At 52.2% G+C, this 21,605-nt stretch carries 16 protein-coding genes; 8 read left to right on the top strand and 8 right to left on the bottom strand.

Annotation, left to right across the window (positions count from 1 at the left end):
- The first annotated feature begins 121 nt into the window (after positions 1-121).
- The gene (locus FCL42_RS05710; RefSeq protein WP_205729230.1) at positions 122-1,873 is read left to right on the top strand and encodes an alkaline phosphatase family protein; all 1,752 of its coding nucleotides are present in this window, start codon (positions 122-124) and stop codon (positions 1,871-1,873) included.
- 292 nt (positions 1,874-2,165) lie between these two features.
- Positions 2,166-2,519 (top strand): RidA family protein, encoded by a 354-nt coding sequence (locus FCL42_RS05705; RefSeq protein ID WP_136862434.1) that lies wholly within the window; start codon positions 2,166-2,168, stop codon positions 2,517-2,519.
- Between the two features lie 73 nt (positions 2,520-2,592).
- On the opposite strand, the gene FCL42_RS05700 is transcribed toward FCL42_RS05705, so the two are convergent.
- The 6 genes from FCL42_RS05700 to FCL42_RS05675 form a co-directional block, all read right to left on the bottom strand.
- Positions 2,593-3,234, bottom strand: a complete 642-nt coding sequence (locus FCL42_RS05700) for a porin family protein (protein ID WP_136862433.1) — start codon at positions 3,232-3,234, stop codon at positions 2,593-2,595.
- Positions 3,228-10,457 (bottom strand): DUF4347 domain-containing protein, encoded by a 7,230-nt coding sequence (locus tag FCL42_RS05695; RefSeq protein WP_136862432.1) that lies wholly within the window; start codon positions 10,455-10,457, stop codon positions 3,228-3,230. The genes FCL42_RS05700 and FCL42_RS05695 overlap by 7 nt, the downstream gene beginning before the upstream one ends.
- Before the next feature lie 48 nt (positions 10,458-10,505).
- Positions 10,506-11,108 (bottom strand): phage tail protein, encoded by a 603-nt coding sequence (locus tag FCL42_RS05690; protein WP_136862431.1) that lies wholly within the window; start codon positions 11,106-11,108, stop codon positions 10,506-10,508.
- 57 nt (positions 11,109-11,165) lie between these two features.
- The gene (locus tag FCL42_RS05685) at positions 11,166-11,774 is read right to left on the bottom strand and encodes a phage tail protein (protein ID WP_136862430.1); all 609 of its coding nucleotides are present in this window, start codon (positions 11,772-11,774) and stop codon (positions 11,166-11,168) included.
- A gap of 39 nt (positions 11,775-11,813) precedes the next feature.
- Positions 11,814-12,125, bottom strand: coding sequence for a DUF6916 family protein (locus FCL42_RS05680; protein WP_136862429.1), 312 nt, complete (start codon positions 12,123-12,125; stop codon positions 11,814-11,816).
- A 97-nt stretch (positions 12,126-12,222) separates the two neighbouring features.
- A complete protein-coding gene (locus tag FCL42_RS05675) occupies positions 12,223-13,977 on the bottom strand; it encodes a tetratricopeptide repeat protein (RefSeq protein ID WP_136862428.1) in 1,755 nt (584 codons plus the stop codon).
- Between the two features lie 206 nt (positions 13,978-14,183).
- Between FCL42_RS05675 and FCL42_RS05670 the strand changes: the two genes are divergently transcribed.
- The gene (locus FCL42_RS05670; RefSeq protein WP_169308301.1) at positions 14,184-14,759 is read left to right on the top strand and encodes an aspartyl/asparaginyl beta-hydroxylase domain-containing protein; all 576 of its coding nucleotides are present in this window, start codon (positions 14,184-14,186) and stop codon (positions 14,757-14,759) included.
- Here FCL42_RS05670 and FCL42_RS05665 read toward each other — a convergent pair.
- Positions 14,756-15,352: an acyl carrier protein phosphodiesterase gene (locus tag FCL42_RS05665; RefSeq protein WP_136862426.1), complete on the bottom strand. Its 597-nt coding sequence runs from the start codon at positions 15,350-15,352 to the stop codon at positions 14,756-14,758. The genes FCL42_RS05670 and FCL42_RS05665 overlap by 4 nt on opposite strands.
- Positions 15,353-15,372: 20 nt before the next feature.
- Complete coding sequence (locus tag FCL42_RS05660; RefSeq protein WP_136862425.1) at positions 15,373-15,732, bottom strand: hypothetical protein; 360 nt, start codon at positions 15,730-15,732, stop codon at positions 15,373-15,375.
- 198 nt (positions 15,733-15,930) lie between these two features.
- Here FCL42_RS05660 and queA point away from each other — a divergent pair, with 198 nt between their 5' ends.
- The 5 genes from queA to secF all read left to right on the top strand — a co-directional run bounded on the left by queA (position 15,931) and on the right by secF (position 21,528).
- Positions 15,931-17,004, top strand: coding sequence for a tRNA preQ1(34) S-adenosylmethionine ribosyltransferase-isomerase QueA (queA, locus tag FCL42_RS05655; RefSeq protein WP_136862424.1), 1,074 nt, complete (start codon positions 15,931-15,933; stop codon positions 17,002-17,004).
- 222 nt (positions 17,005-17,226) lie between these two features.
- The gene (tgt, locus tag FCL42_RS05650; RefSeq protein WP_136862423.1) at positions 17,227-18,351 is read left to right on the top strand and encodes a tRNA guanosine(34) transglycosylase Tgt; all 1,125 of its coding nucleotides are present in this window, start codon (positions 17,227-17,229) and stop codon (positions 18,349-18,351) included.
- A 27-nt stretch (positions 18,352-18,378) separates the two neighbouring features.
- Positions 18,379-18,708 (top strand): preprotein translocase subunit YajC, encoded by a 330-nt coding sequence (gene yajC / locus FCL42_RS05645; RefSeq protein WP_136862422.1) that lies wholly within the window; start codon positions 18,379-18,381, stop codon positions 18,706-18,708.
- A 21-nt stretch (positions 18,709-18,729) separates the two neighbouring features.
- Positions 18,730-20,571 (top strand): protein translocase subunit SecD, encoded by a 1,842-nt coding sequence (gene secD, locus FCL42_RS05640; RefSeq protein ID WP_136862421.1) that lies wholly within the window; start codon positions 18,730-18,732, stop codon positions 20,569-20,571.
- A gap of 12 nt (positions 20,572-20,583) precedes the next feature.
- Positions 20,584-21,528: a protein translocase subunit SecF gene (gene secF / locus FCL42_RS05635; protein ID WP_136862420.1), complete on the top strand. Its 945-nt coding sequence runs from the start codon at positions 20,584-20,586 to the stop codon at positions 21,526-21,528.
- Positions 21,529-21,605 lie beyond the last annotated feature (77 nt).

The raw sequence follows: 21,605 nt of genomic DNA, 5'->3' as shown, positions 1-21,605 counted from the left end.
CTCATTAATAAAAATGTCATCGGAAAGCAATGAGAATGGCACCGTAAATTCATAAATGCTGCTGATGTTACTGATGGATTTTTAATCTGGATTAGACCAGTGATGACAGGGGAGTGTTATTTTGAATAAGGTTTTGAAACGGGCGATATTTGCTGCGTCGATGTTGGTTAGTCCACTGGGGCTTGCCGCCAATAAAGTGATGTTGGTCGGTATCGATGGGGTGCAATTAGAGAAGATGCAGGCATTGAATCTGCCTAATTTTCAGCGATTGCATGTATCTAAGGCTTATACCGGAGGTGTGTTGGGGCAGTTGAATCAGCAGAGCACGGTCAGTGGCCCTGGTTGGTCAACCATTTTGAGCGGCGTGTGGTCGAATAAGCATCAGATTATTGATAACAGCTGTAAGGCGGCAAATCCGGCGTACCCAAGTGTATTTAAGCGAGTTCAAGAGGGGATGCCTCAGGCTAAGATCGCTTCAATTGTGAATTGGTCAGAGCCTAACCGTTGCTACTTTAAAGCGGATCTGAATGGCGGCATCTTAACACGCAGCGGCTTAAGTGATGATGCGGTTACCGACAATGCGGTGGCGCTGATTGAGCAGCAGTATGATTTGGTATTTGTTCACCTAGATGAACCTGATGGTGCTGGCCACAGCAGTGGCTTTGGCAGCAACTACAACGGGGCATTGGCACGTTCCGATGAGCGCTTAGGTCGAATTTTGGATGCAGCAGAGGCGCAAACGGAAGATAACTGGTTGGTCTTGGTGACGACTGATCACGGCCGCCAGCCCATCACTGGCTATCATCACGGCGGCCAATCCTTGAGTGAAAAGACCATCTTTATCGCTAGCAATCAGCCACTCAACCAAGAGTTTAGCCAGCCGTTACCAACGCCAAGCAATGCCAGTTTGGACGGTTTGTATGGATACCCGAGCCAAGCCAGTATTGTGCCGACCGCACTGCGGCACCTAGGAGTTGATCTTTTACCGAGCTGGCAGTTAGATGGAACACCGCTGCTTGGAGAGATGGGAACGCGTAAGTTGCTGGCGAGCAGTGACGGGCGGATTCATTGGAGCAGCGCGGATATTACGCCAATTGATATCTATCGAGACAATCAATTGGTGGCCAGCGTGGCCGGTGACGCAAGAACTTGGCTGGACAGCGAATTTCGCCCAGGAGTTAATCACTATGTGTTGCTGCAAAACGACACGCCTAATGCCATCAGTGTTAATCGGTTAGTGATTGATGCGGCGTTGGATTGGCGACCAACCCGGGCTCAGTATTTTCGAAGCGACGATCAGTATGTGGCGTACGCTAAGGCGACCGATAGGGCATTTTCAGGTTATCCGAAGCCGGTGAATAATCAGAACTGGAAAGGACTGGAATCGGTGGCAAGTCTGATTACGGCCGCATTTAAGAAAAATGACGGCACCAGTTACTTCTTCCTAAATGACGGACGCTATATTAACTATAACAATATCTTAGATAAGGTTCGTGACGGCTATCCCCTGCCAATAAATGAACAGACTTGGCCAGGGCTGGGGGCGTATGCCACTGAGATCAGTGCTAGCCTAAAGTGGAATGGGGATAAGGTTTACTTCTTCTTGAATGATGGTCGATATCTGCGTTTTGACCTGAGTCGAGACGAAGTTGACCCGGGGTATCCGAAACCGGTGAACAATGATAGCTGGCCAGGAATGGCAGGCTTAGGCACCAAGATAGTAGCTGCCCATAAATGGGATAATCATCGTGCTTATTTCTTTTTAGATGATAACACCTACGTTAGGTATAACATTACTGAAGACCGCAGTGAGCCCGATTATCCTGCGGTTATCAATCAGCAGAGCTGGCCAGGGTTGATGAAGGTTAATTAACAGGGGCAGGCGGCTAGAGCAGCTGGTAGTCGCCTGCATGCGCATTGAGCATGAAGCGAATCGGGGGAATTATTGGGTTTACTCACTCTTTCTCCTCCATTTGCCGCCGATTTGGATAGCGTTAGCTATATCGCCAGTTGCATCTAGGTGGCACTCTTGGCACCATACTAGCCCTATTCAGCAGCCCTCCCGGGAAGCCATAGGGCACAACCCTATCTGCCATCAAATTCTTACACTGTCTTGTGTTGCCTCTAGATGGGAGGTGACACCCGTTACTTATGGGGAAAATTCTATGACTATCGAACGTCTGCAAACTGGCGCCCGCATGAGCCGCATCGTTAAGCACAATGGCACCGTCTACCTGTGCGGTCAGGTGTGCGCCGATGCTACTAAGAACATGACCGAACAAACTCAAACCATGTTGGATAAGGTGGATGTGTTGCTGGCTGAAGCGGGCAGCAGCCGAAAACACATTCTCTCTGCCACTGTGTATGTGCGTGATATGAAAGATTTCGCGGAGATGAATGCGGTCTGGGATGCTTGGGTACCAGAAGGTTATGCTCCAGCACGGGCGTGTGTGGAAGCGCGCATGGCTCGTCCCGAGCTGTTGGTTGAGGTGTCTGTGATTGCGGCGTTGGCAGAGTAACCCTAATTGATAGAAAAAGGCGCCGAGGCGCCTTTTTTTGTGCTCTGTTTATGTCGCTGGACCTTAAATGCGACTAAAACGCCAGACTAAACCCGATGCGGAAGTTGTCGACGTCATTGGGCTTGAGGAAATAACGAGCATAACCAATGTGGGCAGCAAATCCATCACCAAGCTGGTAATGGGCGGCGATGCTGGCGTAGGGATCAACACCATCGTCCTCATGCTTGATGGTGACGCCATTAAAGTGGCTGCTCAGATCGCTTTGCCAAGCGATAGCGCCACCGTCAAGTTCTAGGCTAATGGCCTTGGTGTGCCACAGTCTATATTGAATTCCGAAGGTGACCCCTTCCCCAAGCACTGGCGTTGCTTGGGATACCGCCTGGTGGTAATTCTCTGTGCTGCCCTTAAGGGTTGCGGAGCCCTCACCAAGATCCACGTATCCCAGTTCTAGCGCCCAATCAGGGCTGAAGAAGTAGTTCAGGGTTACCCCCCAGCTGCCACTTTCATCATCTACCCCAAGCACATTGCTAGGGTCAACGCCAGAGAGGTTTGAGCTTCCCTGTTGCTTGCTGTGACCAACGTGGATTGCTGCTCTCCAGCGAGGATGGCTGGAATGAGTGCCGGCATTTGAAGGCGCTGGTTGCTGCCCTTCGAAAAGGGCCAGCTGCGGCGCTGGCGCCATTAAAGTCGCCGCAGCGGCGATAACAGTTAGCATGTTGCATTCCTTTGACGGTAGACGCTAAGAAGAAGAAGCCCCAAGAACAGCCAAGACAGTGAGCCTGAACCGGTCGATTTGTTGGAGATGATTTCATCTTCCACGGCGTTTATTTCAATGTAAATTTTGGCGCTGGCGGTGCCGCCATTTCCGTCGGTCACCGTGTAGGTAACGGTGTCTTTTCCGATGTAATCAGGCTGCGGCGTATAGTGAATACTGATTTGGTCAGTAACATTGGCTGTGCCTATTTCCGCTTGAGCCGATGTGATGGTCAGGGCGTCGCCATCGGCGTCGATGTCGTTGTCCAGCACCATGATGGTAATGGACTCATTGGTATCGATGCTCATCAGGTCATCGACGGCGACGGGAGCGGTATTGGTGTTAAGTGGCACGGCAACACCGCCTGGATCAACAATGGTGCCGTTAGCCAGACCATCGTCATCGTTAGGGCCACCGTCTTGAATGCTCAACTGCACACACCAAGCGTTTTCCTGCAGCCCAACCTGCCAAACGTCATCACCTGGAGGTGGGCAGTAGCCTTCCTCCCCTTGAGTACTTAGCAGTTGGTTGTTGGCATCGACCACAAAGTCAGACCATTCGCCGTTGATGAATTTACGATAGAGAGCGCCTGTTGGGATTGGCGTACGCTGTGGAATCACCACGTTGTAAATCTGCCCAGCTTTTGGCAGTTGGTAGGCCACGAAGTCAAAGATGCCACCGACAATCTCGGCTTCGTTATCGACTGTTGTGATTTCCTCTAGCTGCAGCTGCAAGCCCCCCTGTTGGCTATCGGCGGAGATAACCCCTTTGCGCAGGCAGGTGCCCGGCTCGCCTTCAACCAAGAACTGGTTTTGATCTGCGAGGGTTTCCTGTACCACGTTACAGCCAACAATATTGGCGCTGTCCTGATAGTTAGGGATGCCATCGCCATCGTCGTCGGCATAGCCCTCAGTGCTGTCAGGTATCAGGTCGCCATCGCTGTCTTGGTCGTCGGCTAGCTCTGCTAAGTTGGCCTTAATGGTGAATAGAATGCTCTTGGTCACCGACATTGCTGGTGAACCATTGTCGGTTACCGTGGCGACGAGCTCATAGGTTTTTGCATCCATTTCACTTGGGTCGAAACGGAACACTTGCTCATCACTATCGAGATCGACGAGCTGATCATGCTGCCAAGTGACCGTGACCGAATCACTTGGGTTGGCGTCATAGGCAGTCATCGAAACGATAACGTCACCGTCTTGCTGGCTCAGAGTGTGCCGCTCTTCACCGGATTGCTCGACTCGGTAATCAAAATCAGGAGCAATATTGGCTTCCGAGATGGTGACTGTAGTGGCGTATTTAGCTCCGCGGTTAATCGAATCAGAGAGAGTTAGCACGACGGTTTCATCGATCTCATTGATGCTATCAGCAAGGGTATTGAACTTGATGTAACCACGTTCTCCTTGTTGAATGACTAACTCGCCGTCAATGGCATCATGGTCACTGTCGTCGGCGCTGCCGCTGATGGAGTAGGGAACGTTAACTGGGTATTGTGGTGCCATTCCATTGAGGACAACCTCAATTTGCACTTCATTGCCTTCAAATACCGTTTGGTCTTTGCTGAGGGAGATCAAAGGTGCAACCATGACGCGTTGCTCTTCAACCGCTTCGTTTCCATCGCCATCGACCGCTTGCCAATAAACGGTGTGAGCACCTGGGGCAAACCGACTTGTGGGTTCTTTCTGAGTTACTGGGAGCGGATTGTTGTTGCGATCCACCGCTGTTGCGGTACCCAGCTCAACTCGCGTAAACAACGCAGTAGCATCAACGGAAACATCCTCAGGAACCTCTATGATTGGTGCATTGGTTGTATCTCGTTCAATAGTAAGCATGACTTGCGCACTGGCGCTGCCGTTATTGCCATCACTGATGACATAACTCAGCTCAACGTTACCAGTGTACTCATCTTCCGCTTGATAAAGCAGCTGATCGTTGCTGAGCGTAACGCTTCCTAGATTAGTGGTTGCTGACTCAATGGTTAAGGTGTCGCCATCGGGGTCGCTGTCGTTCGCCAGCACATCCAAGGCGTAGAGACCTTCGTCATTGAACTCAACAGTCAAGAGATCATCATTGGCGATAGGGGCGTTGTTATCACTGGTTACTTCGATGATAAACCCGAGCAAGCTGGCGCTGGCATTGGCACTATCGGTAACCGTAATGACGATGGTTTGGCTGGAGCCGACATCCTCTTTGCTTGGTGTGCCTGACAACGTGCCGCTGTTGGGATCAAACTGCGCCCAGCTCGGTTGATTCGAGATGCTAAAGCTCAGTGTGTCATTGGCATCAATGTCCGTCGCTGTAGGGGTGAAGGAGTACGCTTCATCAACAAGAATACTCAGCAGTGGTGAACCCGTGATGGTGGGCGCATCGTTGACGTTGAGCACTTCAAGGTCAAATGGCGCAAGGCTATCGCTGGCACCTTGGGAGTCGCTGACTGAGATAACGATGCCTGCAGTCATGCCCACATCATCATTAGTTGGGGTGCCGGATAGGGTACCAGTGGCACTATCAAAGCTTGCCCAGCTCGGTAGGTTACTAATATTGAAACGGTGGCTGTCAGTAGCGTCGGCATCGATAACTTCAGGCACAAATTGATACAGCGTGTCCTCGCTAACCGTGAGCGCGGGAGAGCCTGAAATAACCGGTGCGTTATTGGCGCTGTTTACGGTGATGTTAAAGCTTGGTAGTGCCGCGGTTAGGCCGCCGGGATCCGACACTGAGATCACGATGTTGTTTGTGGTACCAAGATTTGCAGAGGATGGTTGTCCTGTTAGTGCACCGTTAGAGGTATCAAAATTTGCCCAACTAGGCTTATTGGTAATGCTAAAGGTTAGCGGTGTGTCGCCGTCAACATCACTGGCACTTGGGGTAAAGTTATAGCTATTTCCTGACGTTAATGATGTGGTTGGTGTGCCTTCAATCTCAGGAGTGTCATTAATTGCGGTGACATTGATGGTGGCGGTTAATTGATCGTCCTCATTAAAGAAGTCAGAGACTGAAAATACCAAGCTGGCGTTATTGTCGTCATCCTTATCGGTTTGGAATGAGAAGCGAGAACCATCAAACAGCTGGGTTAGCGCCGTTGGCGTTCCTGAAAGGGTAAGGCTTGTGCTACCACTGACGTTGGCTCCGCTAATGGTTACGCCGTCTACCGTGCCATTGCCATCGGTGGTAAACAACAAACCGCGATCGACGCTCATGGTTAATGTTAATGGTTCGTCATTGGCATCACTGATGAGCAGCCCACTCAGATCCATATTGGTCTTGATGTCTTCATCGATGGCGTAAGGTCCTACTGCGCTGTCTTCGGTAATGGTTGGCAGCTTGTTGGTATTAACACTGTGCATCTCACCTGAAGTGAACCCCAATGGGGTGTTATTGCTTTCATCAACAATATTGCTGGCTGCATTAAGATCCAGGCGGATATCAGCCACGGTAACTCCGGTATCAACGGTCACATTCCAGGTTGCACCACTGCCGGTGACTGAGCTAATGCTAGGAGCTTCATAGCTACTGCCGGTAACGGTAGTGAGCGCGAAGTCATCCATACTGACACCACTTACGCTATCGGCGAACGTTACATCAAATACAACCGAGGCGGCGTCGGCTGCAGGGCTACCGGAGACACTAATACTGCTGATGTTTGGAAGTGTGTCTAAGGTGCTGAAGTCTCGTTTGCTGGTTAGCAGTTGCAGGTTATTGGCACTGTCCTCGGCAACGAGGTAAAGATCGTAGTTAACGCCATCAAGTAAGGTGTTGATGGTGGTGGTGGCTACAGTTGCTGAGGTTGAAATGGAACCGCTGGCTGCGACAGTGACACCAGAATAATTGTTGCCGGCCTTGGTTTGAGCGACCGTTGGTGCATTAGCCCCATCGGCAACCACGACGTAATGTACTGAGCCATCTTCATCTAAGTTGACGGAGAGCTGCGCCCCTGCGGCGGTAATATTAGACACAGAAGCAGAAACGACGGTGGGTGGTGTGCTGTCTTCATCATCCACCAAGGTGACGGTGACCTGCTGAACGCCGTTTTCGGTCGTTCCGCCGCCACTGACGCTGCTGATGTCGATGATGATGGTTTCATTGCCCTCGCCATCACTGTCGTCGGTAGCAAGCAGACCGGTACTGGCATCGGCCGTGAGTAGGCCGGGATTAATGGTAATGCTTGAGCTTGGCGTGCCGTAGTCACTGCCGGACGTGGCGGTGCCTGAGTAGGCCAGGCTGACGGTGGTTGCTTCGTAAGTGGCGTGGCTTAGGGTCGCGGTAATCTTGGTGCTGCCGTCGCTGATGCCGCCATCTTCATCGATGCTGGTTTTGGCGGTTGATAGGCTAACGGTCGGTGCCGTTTCGGCATCGGTGATGGTAATCGTTTGTTGATTGGTTGTGCTTTCTGTGCCCACTGTGAGGCTAGAGATATCGACGATAATGGTTTCATCGATGGCCGCATCATAGAGAGTATCTGGAGTGCTGGTGACGGTGGCGGTGTTGCTGCTGTCGCCACTGGCAACGATGATGCTGTCGGCTTTTGTGTAGTCGGTATCGGCGGTTGCAGTGCCGGTATAGGCAAGGCCCACGGTGATGGCCACCGGCCACTGACTATTGAGGCTACCACTTAAGGTTGCCGTCAGTGTTGCACTGCCGCCGTCTTCAGACATTGAATTGCTGCTGGTGGTCAGCTCAACCTCCGGCAGGTTGGCGTAGATGGCATCACTGCCCTGGCTGATGGCCGTGGTGTAAGCGCTGCTGGTGTTTCCGCTGGAGTCGGTAAGGGTGACGTTAACTGCAATGTCATTGCTGGCATCTGTATCGATACCGCCATCGCTAATGGTAAAGGTGGCGCGGTAGGTGGTGTTGTCGACTCTGCTTAAACCAATCAGGTTATAGCCATTGATGGTGCCAGAAATCGCACCGCTGCCACCGGTGTAATCATCACTGTCACTGGTTACGGTGATGGTTGCCGTCACGGTATCGCCAACCTTGTGGGCAAGGTTGGGAATGGATACCCCAGTGATGGTTGGCGGCGTGTTGTCTTCATCATCCAAAATGGTGATAGTCCGCTGCTGAGCGCCGCTTTCGGTCGCGCCGCCACCGCTGACGGAGGCGATATCAATGATGATGGTTTCATCGGTTTCTGCTGAGGCATCATCAATGCTGGCAACGCCGGTCGCGGCGGTTCCACTGAGACTGCCCGCTGCAATGGTGATGCTGGAGCTGGCATTTTGGTAGTCACTGCCGTAAGTGGCCGAACCGCTATAGCTCAAGTTAACGACAACACCTTCGTAAGTGGCGTGGCTCAATGTGGCGGTAATGGCGCCACTGCCACCGTTTTCATTAATGTTGATGTTGCCACCGGACAGAGTGACTGTTGGTGCCGACTCGGCATCGGTGATGGTCAGGGTCTGTTGGTTGGTGGCGCCTTCGATGCCTATCGGGAGACTGATATCCACGATGATGGTTTCATCGCTCGCGGCATCATAGAGATCATCGGCGCTACTGGTGACGGTGGCTGTGTTGCTGCTGCTACCTGCGGTGATGGTGATGCTGTCAGATTTGGTGTAATCGGTGCTGGCGGTCGCGGTACCGGTATAGGCCAGATTGACGGTAATATTCTCTGGCCACTGGCTATTGAGGCTTCTGCTGCTTAATGCTGCCGTCAGAGTCGCACTGCCGCCGTCTTCAGACATTGAATTGCTGCTGGTGGTTAGGTTGACCTCGGGCAGATTGGCGTAGATGGCATCACTGGCTTGGGTGATGGCCGTAGTGAAGGCACTGCTGGTGTTACCGCTGCTGTCAGTGAGAGTGAAGTTAACCGGCACATTGCTGGCGGCTGCAACATTGGTGCCACCATCAGTAACGGTAAAGGTGGCGGTATAGGTGGTGTCGTTGGTTTTGCTCAGGCTGCCGAGCGTATAGCCATTAACGGTGCCTGAGATGCTGCCACCGCTGGCGTAGTTGTCGCCGTCGCTAGTCACACTGATGGTGGCGGTAACGATATCGCCCACTTTGTGGGCTGAATCTGGGATGGTGACACCACTGATGGTTGGTGCAGTGACGTCTGAAGGCGCTGCAGTATCGACGGTGAATGATTTAAACTCCATGGTTGCAATGTTGTCATCGACACCGCCGCCAGGATTGGACTCATAAGGTGTGAAGTAGACCTCAAAGCTAACCAGATCCCTCCAGTCGGCACCACTGAGTTCTCCGGCCTCGTCAAATCGAAATGTGTCTTGCCCACCGTCGTCTGTTGGCGTGGATGTCGGGACGGTTTCGATGATATTGCCGTCGGAATCGATCCCTCTAACCCGAACATTGTTCATGGGTCTGTTTTGATAGACTTGAAACCAAACGTCTGTCAGAGAGAAGCTGGGGTAACTTCCGCCTGGGTTAGCTTCAATTTTAAAATAGCCCTCTTTATTGACGGTCGTTGTGTCATTGATGTAGGCATTGCCGCCATAAATATCCAAGTCGTTATGCTGGACCCCATCTACATAGCCAGTGACGGTAAAGTCGCCACTGGGGCTGGTTAGCGTGTTTGTATTTACACCCGTAAAATTATTCAGGTCTTCGGTGCCTAAAACACTTGAGTAGGCGTTCATTGAGTTGCTCGAGAATCGCACTAAGTGCTCTACCTGACCCGAGTGCCGCTCCAACGTCCAATCCCCTCCCAATAACGCGTTTCCGGTTAGGTTGGTTGAGGCGGCAACATCGATATTGGCTTGCTCGGCGACAAACTCAATAAATGCCTTTCCCTGTTGACCCGCCGCTACGTTACAGCCGTAAAGAAGTAGGTCGCCATCAGGCACGATGCTGCGCTTTATACTTTGTAGTAGTTGTGGGTTGGCTGTTAATGACGCGGTATCGATGATGGTGTTACCCAACTGCAGTTGACCGGAGTCGCCGTGGGAAACAATGTGCAGTGCGTGCAACTGCCTATATTCAGATAAGATCTGCTCAAGCGATTCAATGGCATTTTCTGTGCTAGGAAGCCGGTGAAGCTTAATGGTGTTGTTGTCAGAGATAGCGTCAAGGAACAGCTGCTGTTGTGGCAAACTGCCATCAACGATGACCAGCTCTGTTATCTGCCGGTTAGCGTCAGGGGAAACTGGCGCGGCAATGCTTGGCTGGCTAAATAGCGATATCCCTGCGCCTAACAGCGCAGCTAATGTATAACGAGTGTCCATCATCCTTGACCTATCTACTTCGTTTAGTTGAATTTTTTCCTAGAGCGAGCTTTAGCTTCGGCTAGGGTAGGTGCCGTACAATGCAATGATGTAATTCACCGCTAGGTAAGGCTGCATATTGTTGTGCCACTGAGAGCCGCCGCTGTTAAACAGGGTAACCTGAGTATTGACATTGGTTTGAACGCTCATTCCATTTTGGATGACACTCGGCTCATCATCATCGTTAAAAATCAGTGCGCTGTTGCTGCTTTTGGGCGGGGCACCTACGGCACCAATTGAGCCATTTGCAATGGGGCTTTGTGAGGTTCCCGTTTCTGGCGACAGCTTTAACTGGGATACCGCTTGGTTGGTAGCAGAGGCCAAATGCGTATGCTGAGGCATCTGATTTGGGGTTAGGGTTACGGTTTCTGTTCCTGAACGATAGCCTAAGGGGCGGGTGGTCAAGCCAGGGCCAGTGCCAGCATGAATTGGCGCACGACCACGGAGATCCGGTAAGGCGAACGTGGAACGGCCGTCGCCGCCATAGGTGGTACCGATCAAAGAAAATAGCGCGTTATTGGAGCTGATTGCCATCAATTGACCGTTGCAGAAAGCCCAGCCTCTAGGCGCGAAATTACCGCCAAACATAATGATTTGTGCAATAAAGGGATCCATAGTTTTTTCATCCTTGAACTGTTTGCGTCACAACGGGTGTAAACCGTGTGGCCGACTTTAGCTGCGGCTGGGAAACGTACCAACCATCGCGATGATGTAATTTACCGTGTTAAACGGTTGCATATTGTTGTGGGCTTGTGAGCCTCCAGTTGGCTGGACAGTAACAGTGGTACCCACCGCGGTCTGAACACTGTCAATGTGCTGGGCGACATACGGTTGCTCACCGTTGTATATTTGGGCGTTGTTGGACGATTTTGGGGGCGCACTCACTTTACCGAGCGAACCTGAGGCAACGGGCGCAGCTGAAGAGGATGCTTCTGATGATAGCATCAGAGTCGACTGAGCCGTGCTGCTGGCCGAGGTGAAGTGGGTATGACTGGGTATTTGCAGTTGATTTAACGTCACCGATTCCTGCCCGCTTCGCTGACCCAAAGGTCGAGGCGTTAATCCGGGGCCTGCACTGCGGTTTCCGGAATGAATGGCCACTCGACCTCTCAGATCTGGAAGGGCGAAAGTGGTGCGACCGTCGCCGCCGTAGGTGGTGCCCAACAGAGAAAACAGGGCAGTATTGGAGGCGATGGACAATAGCTGGCCGTCACAAAATGACCAGCCTCGCGGGGCGAAATTGCCCCCGAACATCACGATTTGTGCGAGAAATGGGTCCATAGTTTATTCCTTCCTTGAATTAAACCGGAGTTCAGTTGATTAGTTGTTTTCTGGATTGCGCTTTAGTCGAGATACAACGGCTTCACAGCGAGTTTCACCACTGGGGGATAGCAGCAGCTCGATCTGCCCCACTTCGGGATGCTCTACCTGGTAGCTGCCTTCGAGAGCAATGGCATTGGCCTCGCTTTGAAAGTCAACAATGAAGGATTCGCCATCAAAGCCTTTGATGACATCCTCTTCAACCTCATGTAGTCGTACTTGAACTTGGCCGCCTTCGGCATCGGTAGCGGTAAAGGTTTCGCCAATCAGAGGCTTCAATTTGTCGGGATTGAAATTGGTGTTGTCAGACATAGTCGTTCCTTCCTTGGAGTTATTGCTGCTTATCAGTGGTGATATCGTTGTAAAGTATGAGCTATGAACTCACTTGCGTATTTTAAATTTGGGTTCATTAGCCATCCATGACCTCGAATCGCAATTGGGTATCACTTTGCAGTACCGCAAGTCGAAGAGATTCACCTTGCTGTACATGGCGATTCTGCTCAAAGAGATAGACCGTTTGGCCCCAGTGCAGAGGCGCGGCTTCTGGGCCACTGTTTAGTGAGATCTCGTCATCCAGCTGCAGATCAAACCAGAAAGCGATGCCATGGAGTTCCCCAGAGTGAGTCGCGGTAATGGCGATCTCGGTTCGGTTTGGATGGGTTAATGATGCTGGCGGCGGCGGCGCTCGAAAGTCGAACTCACATGCGAGAAATGGAGCGGTGAACTTCTGGTGAGGCGTATTGGTTAACGTCAGCGTTATGCAGTTTTGGCGGGGATTAAACTGGTTAAAGGCGCTGAGATCAAAGCCGCTAATTTCTGTAATTGGGTGCAGCTGCTTGATGGACTCACATTGAATGAGGTAAGCATGCACCTGTGCCCCCTGAGGGATGAGAATGGCATCGTCGGTAAGTAGGTTGGCTCTAGCGTGGCGGAACGTTGGCAGAACGCCTTCACCTAACAGGCCAGCATCCAGAATCTCTGATATCAAAACATTTGCAGGCTGATTAAGGGCCGAGCCGACGCTAAGCTGGGTCGATTTTTGGTTGACCACGGTTATCTTGTTGCTTAGCTGATTGTCTTCAATGACCTTGGTAGCGACCTCTGCCAGCTCCGGTATCATCTCGCATGCCGTTACCTGCTTAGCCCCGGCTTTGGCGGCCATCATGGCCAATAACCCAGATCCTGTGCCGATATCCAAGACATGATCCCCAGCTTTGACCTGATTTTGAATGGCCTGCTGAAAGGCATCGTTGCGAATCTGATCGGCCAACATAGGCAGGTGCCAAGCGGCGATCTTGGTGGTTGACAGCGCCCGCAGATTCTCTTGGGCGATCTCATTATTGGGATTAATCTGAAGTGCGCGCTGATAGTAGTGTTCGGCATTGGTGTGATCATTGAGGTCACGGTAGCTATTGGCCAGTAAAACTAGGCCTTCCTCTTCATCTCCCGTTATCAGTAAAGCTTGGTGATAGTGCTGCTGGGCTTGTTCTACCATGCCTTGAACGTGAAACGCCATGCCAATGGCGTTGTGCACGGTTGGGTTTTCTGGTTCCCGTGCTAATACCCGTTGATATTGCGTGACGGCGTCTTTATAGCGCCCTTGAGTGGCAAGAACCTGGCCTAGGTGGAGTGAGGCTTGATAAAACTCTGGGGCGATGGTCAGTACGGTATCAAAGGCATGTTGAGCTTGAATCAGAGCCCCTTTTTGGTGGAGAAGGGTGCCAAGGTTGAAGTGGGCCATTGAAGAGTTGGGATCCAGCAAGATCACTTTTCTGTAGGTGGCTTCAGCCTGTTCCAGTTGTTGAGCCTGATAATAGATGTTGGCTAGATTTACGACGAACTCTGGCCGGTCGGGCTGCTGTATACAGACCTCTTCGGCAAGGGCGATGGCATCGAGGTATCGCCCCGAACCGGCGCGATGAAGGGCTAAGGTTAGCTTAAGCTCCAGATGGTCCGGATAATCGGCTCTCCCTTGATTTAGGGTGGTCGCGGCATCTTGGTGCATCCCCGCGGCCATCTGGGCAGAGGCGAGATTATTATAAAGCTCAGGCGTCGATATCTCGTCAGCTAAGTGCTGATAAAGCCCTATCGCTTCAATCAGTTGACCCTGTTGGTGGCACTGAATTGCATGTTGCAATCGTTCCCTGTGCGTTACCGACATCATAGAAATAAGTCTTTGTAATCCTAACTGTTACTGTTAGTTATAGTATCGGTGGCGGAACTATCTCGATATCGTCCAATTGGACTAGTCTGGTCATGGCGAAGGTGTCGAATGCTGCCTCAAGGCCAAATTAAGGTTATGAAAAATATATGAAAAGCCTTAGTTGGCACAGGGAAAAACGATGGACTAGTTCAGTAAGGAAAAATGGCATGATGACACAGGAAGTGCATTTTGACGGCGATCGCAGCCGTTTACCCCATCGCTTTGATGTGAAAGCTTTGCAAGCGGAAACTCTCGAGCTCATCGCGGCTTACCCTCCCTATCTGCATTATCAGGTGATTCCATTAACCATGATGGATGCGTCGCAGGCATCTCATGGCGACTATACCCGTGCAGATTGGGCCAGTTGGAAACCAACGGCGGCGCTAAAACGGAGCCCAGCGATTCAGCAGGTGCTGGATTCATTGCAGTGTGAGAAAACCAACGTTCGTTTGATGAGGCTTGAGCCCTTGGGAGAGGTGCGGCCTCATAAAGACCCTCAACTGGATCTGGATTTAGGCCAGCAGGTGCGCCTGCATGTCCCTATCTTTGCCACCGAGGAGGTGGACTTTATCCTCAATGGCAAGCGATTGCCGCTGCAGCCAGGAGAGCTTTGGTATATGCGCTTGAGCGACTGCCATCAGGTGATAAATCGAGGGCTCACCGAGCGCATCCAATTGAGTATTGATGTGGTGGTTAATGACTGGGTCAAAGAGCAGATAGCTGCCGGTGACGTCGACGTCTAACTTTGCTGCGTTAGCGCTAAAGCATCCGCGTGTTGCCGAGAAAAGGCGATGATCTGTGGATAGAGTTTATCGAATGTTTGCTGAACGTCGGATTTCAGCTCGGCTAAAGCTTGCTCTCCTCCTAGCAGCAGTTGTGGGCGACTAAGGCGGCGGCTGATACCTGTTATCGCCATCGACAAGCCGTGTTCGGTGGCATAACTACTGAGCCAGTCTCCTCGGGCCATAGCGGTCACTGTGCGCCGTGCGTTATTAGGTAGGGCGGCGTCGTTAAGCACCTGTTTGTAACCAAACTGGGTGAACTGTGGCAGTTGGCTTGGGTGCCACTGATGCCAGTTTTTGGCGAGCAAGTGGTCAAAGGCCATGTCCAGCAGGATGCCTGAGGTGCGCCGATAGGGCTTGGGGAATTGCTGCTTTAATTCCAGCAGTAAAGGGTGGCTGTCGATGTAACCATCTACCCCACGGTGAAGGGCCACTCCGAGGTCAAAGTCGGTTAGCTGATCCGGTAGTGGGCCCTTTACAAAGTCGCCGGCAATGGCACCGGCGAAGTTGGTTTGGGTGGCATCGGCAATATGAAGGTGGGCTAAGAAGTTCATGCCATCAGTATATCAACTTCTTAGGAGTTGGTTTTGCGAGCCTTCATCTCTTGGCGCATTTTCTGGCGCTGCTCGTCCCGTAGGATTTCATATTTGTCCCATTGCTCGTCGGTTAACACCGCTTTGATGCGGTCATCGCGTTGCTCGGCGGCACTGCGCAGTTTCTTGACCTTTTCTCGGCGGCTGCCGTCGCTGTCTCTAAGGCTGATCAGTGTTTCGGCAAAAATCGTTTGGGCTTCAAGCACCTTTTGCTCTTGGTCATGAGCTAGTGACAGCTCTGCACTGATGAGGCTGGTCATCTCCTCGGCCAGAAGATCCGCATCTTGGGCCCAGCTTAAGGGCGCCAGAGAGAGGGAGAGGATAAGCAGTAATGTGCGCATGGAGGCTCCTGTCTGCAATGAGTAAGGGTATTGCTAGGATATTACCCAAACCGGATTAAAGGTCGGTCAGGAGGCGGTAAAGAACTGCAAAGAGCGAGATTCATCGCTGATTAAATTTTCATCCTAGACCCCCTCGTGTATTGGTAATAGAATATCGCCCCCGCCGCTGTCGGCGTTCGAAAGTTGAGTAGACCTTTTATGCAAGTTGCCGATTTCAAATTTGATCTTCCTGATGAGCTGATCGCCCGCCACCCCATGCCTGAACGCACCGCATCGCGGTTACTGCATCTTGATGGCAACAGTGGCCGGCTGGTGGACGCCCAATTCCCCGATCTGTTGGATCAACTGCATGACGGCGATTTGATGGTGTTCAACAACACCCGAGTGATTCCTGCGCGAGTATTTGGTAAGAAAGCCAGTGGCGGAAAGCTGGAAGTCTTGGTAGAGCGAGTTCTGGATGATAAGCGAGTGCTTGCTCACGTTCGTTCTTCGAAATCGCCTAAGCCGGGTACCGAGCTGCATTTCGATAACGACATCAAGGCCACCATGGTGGCTCGTCACGACGCCCTGTTTGAGATTGAGTTCCACGGCGATTCCACCGTTTTGCGAATTCTGGATGACATCGGCCACATGCCTCTGCCACCGTACATCGACCGTCCCGACGACGATGCTGACCGTGAGCGTTATCAAACCGTCTACAACCAGCGCCCCGGAGCCGTTGCTGCGCCTACCGCCGGGCTGCATTTTGATGAGGCGATGCTGGCGAAATTGAAAGCCAAAGGGGTTAAGTTCGCTTACGTAACTCTGCACGTTGGCGCGGGTACCTTCCAGCCGGTTCGCGTGGACAAGATTGAAGATCACCACATGCACTCTGAGTACGCCGAAGTGCCTCAAGACGTGGTGGATGCGGTTATTCGCACTAAGGCCAATGGTGGCCGCGTGATCGCGGTGGGCACCACCTCGGTGCGTTCGCTGGAGTCGGCGGCTCAAGCGTCACTGGCGCAAACCGGAGAGCTGAAGCCCTTTGCCAGTGACACCAATATCTTCATCTACCCGGGGTACCGCTTCCAGTTAGTGGATGCCATGGTGACCAATTTCCACCTGCCAGAATCCACCTTGATCATGCTGGTTTCCGCCTTCGCTGGCCAAGATAAGATCATGGCCGCTTATGAGCACGCCGTGGCCGAGAAGTACCGCTTTTTCAGCTACGGTGATGCAATGTTCATCAATCGGGATGAACAGCTTCACAGCAACGATAAATCGCTGGATTAATTCGGAACTAATTCCGGTACAATCCCCTCTTAAAGCAGCGTGTCCTCTGGGATGCGCTGTTTCTGTTTTTTGTTTTAAGGCTCGCCCACTTGTGGGTTCTGAAAAAGAAGTTGGACATTTTCCGGCCCGAGCCTTGAAAAGCCAGTAGGCAATCCACATTGTGTGTTTAATGCACATGGACTTTTATTTCAGTCAGACTGTTTATCTGACCATGAGGTAACTATGAAATTTGATTTGATCACTACCGATGGCCGCGCCCGCCGAGGCCGCCTGACCTTTGACCGTGGCGTCGTTGAAACCCCAGCGTTTATGCCTGTGGGCACCTACGGCACCGTAAAGGGCATGACCCCAGAAGAGGTTGAAGCCACCGGTGCGCAGATCTGTTTGGGTAACACCTTCCACCTGTGGCTGCGCCCAGGTACTGAGATCATGCAAAAGCACGGCGACCTGCATGACTTTATGAACTGGCAGAAGCCAATTCTGACCGATTCCGGCGGTTTCCAGGTGTTCTCCTTGGGTCACATCCGCAAGATCACCGAAGAGGGGGTGCACTTCCGTCACCCAATCAACGGCGACAAGATCTTCCTAGACCCAGAAAAATCGATGGATATCCAGTACCACCTTGGTTCTGACATCGTAATGATTTTCGACGAGTGTACCCCTTACCCAGCTACCGAGCAGGAAGCGGGCGCCTCCATGCGCATGTCCCTACGTTGGGCACAGCGTTCCCGTGACGAGTTCGATCGTCTGGGCAACAAGAACAGCCTGTTTGGCATCATCCAAGGTGGCGTTTACGAGCACCTGCGTGATGAATCCCTAGAAGGGCTAGTGAATATTGGCTTTGATGGCTACGCCGTAGGTGGCCTGGCCGTGGGTGAGCCTAAAGAGGACATGCACCGCATCCTTGAGCACACCTGCCCTAAGATCCCTGAAGACAAACCTCGTTACCTGATGGGCGTTGGTAAGCCGGAAGATCTGGTGGAAGGGGTGCGCCGTGGTATCGACATGTTCGACTGCGTAATGCCGACCCGTAACGCCCGAAACGGCCACCTGTTCACCTCAGAAGGTGTGGTGAAAATTCGTAACGCGAAACATCGTGACGACACCAGCCCACTGGATCCTGAGTGCGATTGCTACACCTGTAAGAACTATACCCGCTCCTACCTGTACCATCTGGACAAGTGCAATGAGATTCTGGGTGCGCGTTTGAACACCATCCATAACCTGCACTACTACCAGACGGTTATGAAAGGTTTGCGAGGCGCCATTGAGCAGGGTAAATTGGACGACTTTGTAGCTGAATTCTATACCAAGCAGGGCCGCCCAGTGCCTCCTGCGATTGATTGATTAACCTAGAACTAAAAGAGAAACACTATGTTTATTCCAATGGCCTACGCCGAATCTGGTGCCGCACCTCAAGGTGGCGGTTTTGAAATGATGATCATGCTGGCGGTGTTCGGTCTGATCTTTTACTTCATGATCTACCGCCCGCAAGCGAAGCGTGTAAAAGAGCACAAAGATCTGATGGGCTCCCTGAGCAAGGGTGATGAAGTGCTGACCAGCGGTGGCCTAGTAGGCAAGATCGCCAAGATCAAAGAAGACGATGACTTCATTGTTCTGGCTCTGAACGATGACACCAAAGTGACCATTCAGAAGAGCTATGTATCTGCAGTACTGCCAAAAGGTTCTCTGCAATCTCTGTAAGCTTCTGAAGAGGGCACGGTTGTGCTGAATAAATATCCTTTATGGAAGAGCCTGATGGTGGTGTTTATCATCTCCATCGGTGCACTTTACGCTTTGCCAAACGTGTTTGGTGAAGACCCTGCGTTGCAGATTTCGGCGGGCCGTAATGCTGAAGTGACGGCCAATACCCTGTCTCAGCTGCAAGATGCACTTGAGGAAAAGGGGCTGGCGCTGAAACGCTCAGAGTTTGAAAATGGTCAGATTCTGCTGCGTTTCAACAACGGTGAAGATCAGCTGGTAGCCAAAGAACTGGTTGCCAAAGAGCTGGGTCAGAACTACTTTGTGGCGTTGAACTTGGCCCCAGCTACCCCTGATTGGCTGGCGTCCATTGGTGGTTCACCAATGAAGCTGGGTTTGGACCTTCGTGGCGGTGTGCACTTCCTGATGGAAGTGGACATGAGCGAGGCCATTCGCAAGCAGGAAACCCAACTGGTTACCGATTTCCGTTCCGATCTGCGTGAGCAGCGTCTGCGCTACTCCGGTATTCGTGCCGGTGCTAAGGGCATCGAAATCCGCTTCCGTGATGAAGATACCCTGTACAAAGCAGAAGACTTTCTCAAGCAGCGTAACCCGAACTTGGTGTTTGAAGATGACGGTCTGAACCTGCTGGTGACCATGTCTGAGGCTTACCTGTCTGAAGTGCAGAAGTACGCCTTGGCACAGAACATCACCATTTTGCGTAACCGTGTAAACGAACTGGGTGTGGCTGAGCCAGTGGTTCAGCAGCAAGGTGCCAACCGCATCGTGGTTGAGTTGCCAGGGGTTCAAGATACCGCTCGCGCCAAAGAGATTTTGGGTGCAACGGCGACTCTGGAGTTCCGTTTGGTTTCCGAAGGGGCTGACCTGAATGCCGCTATTAATGGCCGCGTTCCTCCAGGCTCTGAGCTGTTCCAAAGTGCCGATGGCCGCCCAGTTTTGCTGGATAAGCGTGTCATCCTGACCGGTGACCACATTACTGGTGCTCAGTCTGGTTTCAGTGAAACCAGCCAGCCACAGGTGTCCATCAACTTGGATGCTACCGGCGGTAACAAGATGGCCGACTTTACTCGTGACAAGATCGGCAAGGCGATGGCCACCGTATTCATCGAGTACAAGTCTACCGGTAAGCGTAACGCCGACGGTTCGCCTCAGTTCACCAAGCATGAAGAGGTGATCAACACCGCCACCATTCAGGCGCGTTTGGGTCGCAGCTTCCGCATTACTGGTATCGATAGCCCTCAAGAATCTCAGAAGCTGGCACTGCTGCTGCGTGCTGGTGCCTTGATTGCACCGATCACCATCGTGCAGGAGAGCACCATTGGTCCATCAATGGGTCAAGAGAACATCGACAACGGTATGGCGGCCATGGTTTCTGGCCTGCTGGCGGTGATTATCTTCATGGGCATCTACTACCGTAAGTTCGGTGTGATCTCCGTGGGTGCTCTGGTGGCCAACATGGTACTGATGGTGGGCATCATGTCGATGATCCCAGGTGCCACGCTGACCATGCCGGGTATTGCCGGTATCGTATTGACCGTGGGTATGGCGGTGGATGGTAACGTGCTTATCTTCGAGCGTATTCGTGAAGAGCTTAAAGCGGGCCGCAGTGTCCAGCAGGCGATTCATGAAGGCTACGCCAACGCGCTGTCTACCATTGCCGATGCCAACATCACCACATTGCTGACCGCTTTGATCCTGTTCTCTGTGGGAACCGGTCCGGTGAAAGGCTTCGCGGTGACCCTGATGATCGGTATTGCAACCTCCATGTTTACCGCCATTGTCGGTACTCGTGCTGTGGTTAACGCCCTGTGGGGCGGCAAGCGCATCAAGAAACTGTCGATTTAAGGACGTCTATCCATGTTTGAACTGTTAAAACTCAACAATGTAGTCGACTTCCTTCGTCACGCTAAAGTGATCAGTGCGCTGTCGATTGTGTTGATGATCGCTTCAGTGGCCTCCCTGGCGACTAAGGGCATCAACTGGGGCCTGGATTTCACTGGCGGTACCGTTGTTGAGATCGTTTACAAAGAGGCCAAAGAGACCGCTGAACTGCGCCGTGCCGTTGAAGCTCAAGGTTTTGAAGGTGTGATTGTGCAGCACTTCGGTGCCGCTACCGACCTGCTGATCCGCGTTCCGCCTAAAGCCGGTACCGGTAACGAGCTGGTGGCGAAGATCGAACAGGCTGCTCGTAGCCTAGAATCTGACGCTGTGATTAAGCGCGTAGAGTTTGTGGGCCCACAGGTAGGTAAAGAGTTGGCAGAGCAGGGCGGCTTGGCCGTACTGACCGCCATCATCTGTATCTTGGCATATGTGGCGTTCCGCTTTGAGTGGCGTTTGGCTCTGGGTGCGGTTGCTGCCTTGGTGCACGACGTTGTGGTTACCCTAGGTGTGTTCTCCTTTTTCTTCTTGGAGTTCGACCTGACGGTACTGGCGGCGCTGCTGGCGGTAGTGGGTTACTCCCTTAACGACACCATCGTGGTATTTGACCGTGTGCGTGAAAACTTCCGCAAGATGCGTAAGGGCTCCCCATCTCACGTGGTGAATACCTCAGTAACTCAAACCATGACTCGTACCATCATCACCACGGGTACAACCCTGTTTGTGGTGATCGCTCTGTTCATTCAGGGTGGCTCTATGATTCATGGCTTTGCAACGGCGATGTTGCTGGGTATCGGTTTTGGTACCTACTCCTCCATCTACGTAGCGAGTTACATCTCCATCAAGCTGGGTCTGTGCCGTGAGCACATGATGCCGGTAGTGATTGAGAAAGAGGGTGCGGATCAGGAGAGCCTGACGCCGTAATCGGCCTCGGCTTTTCAAACTGCCTCAAACAAAAATGCCAGTTCGCTTAGCGAACTGGCATTTTTTCTTGGGGGCTT

The organism is Ferrimonas aestuarii (assembly GCF_005116665.1).
In the GTDB taxonomy this organism is placed as follows: domain Bacteria; phylum Pseudomonadota; class Gammaproteobacteria; order Enterobacterales; family Shewanellaceae; genus Ferrimonas; species Ferrimonas aestuarii.
The sequence above is the reverse complement of the archived record's forward strand: the minus strand, read 5'-3'. Positions and strand labels throughout refer to the sequence as shown.

Excerpts from the sequence above, each read along its gene's own strand:
- FCL42_RS05705 (WP_136862434.1), top strand. The coding sequence starts at position 2,166 with ATGACTATCGAACGTCTGCAAACTGGCGCCCGCATGAGCCGCATCGTT.
- FCL42_RS05700 (WP_136862433.1), bottom strand. The coding sequence starts at position 3,234 with ATGCTAACTGTTATCGCCGCTGCGGCGACTTTAATGGCGCCAGCGCCG.
- FCL42_RS05695 (WP_136862432.1), bottom strand. The coding sequence starts at position 10,457 with ATGATGGACACTCGTTATACATTAGCTGCGCTGTTAGGCGCAGGGATA.
- FCL42_RS05690 (WP_136862431.1), bottom strand. The coding sequence starts at position 11,108 with ATGGATCCCTTTATTGCACAAATCATTATGTTTGGCGGTAATTTCGCG.
- FCL42_RS05685 (WP_136862430.1), bottom strand. The coding sequence starts at position 11,774 with ATGGACCCATTTCTCGCACAAATCGTGATGTTCGGGGGCAATTTCGCC.
- FCL42_RS05680 (WP_136862429.1), bottom strand. The coding sequence starts at position 12,125 with ATGTCTGACAACACCAATTTCAATCCCGACAAATTGAAGCCTCTGATT.
- FCL42_RS05675 (WP_136862428.1), bottom strand. The coding sequence starts at position 13,977 with ATGATGTCGGTAACGCACAGGGAACGATTGCAACATGCAATTCAGTGC.
- FCL42_RS05670 (WP_169308301.1), top strand. The coding sequence starts at position 14,184 with ATGATGACACAGGAAGTGCATTTTGACGGCGATCGCAGCCGTTTACCC.
- FCL42_RS05665 (WP_136862426.1), bottom strand. The coding sequence starts at position 15,352 with ATGAACTTCTTAGCCCACCTTCATATTGCCGATGCCACCCAAACCAAC.
- FCL42_RS05660 (WP_136862425.1), bottom strand. The coding sequence starts at position 15,732 with ATGCGCACATTACTGCTTATCCTCTCCCTCTCTCTGGCGCCCTTAAGC.
- queA (WP_136862424.1), top strand. The coding sequence starts at position 15,931 with ATGCAAGTTGCCGATTTCAAATTTGATCTTCCTGATGAGCTGATCGCC.
- tgt (WP_136862423.1), top strand. The coding sequence starts at position 17,227 with ATGAAATTTGATTTGATCACTACCGATGGCCGCGCCCGCCGAGGCCGC.
- yajC (WP_136862422.1), top strand. The coding sequence starts at position 18,379 with ATGTTTATTCCAATGGCCTACGCCGAATCTGGTGCCGCACCTCAAGGT.
- secF (WP_136862420.1), top strand. The coding sequence starts at position 20,584 with ATGTTTGAACTGTTAAAACTCAACAATGTAGTCGACTTCCTTCGTCAC.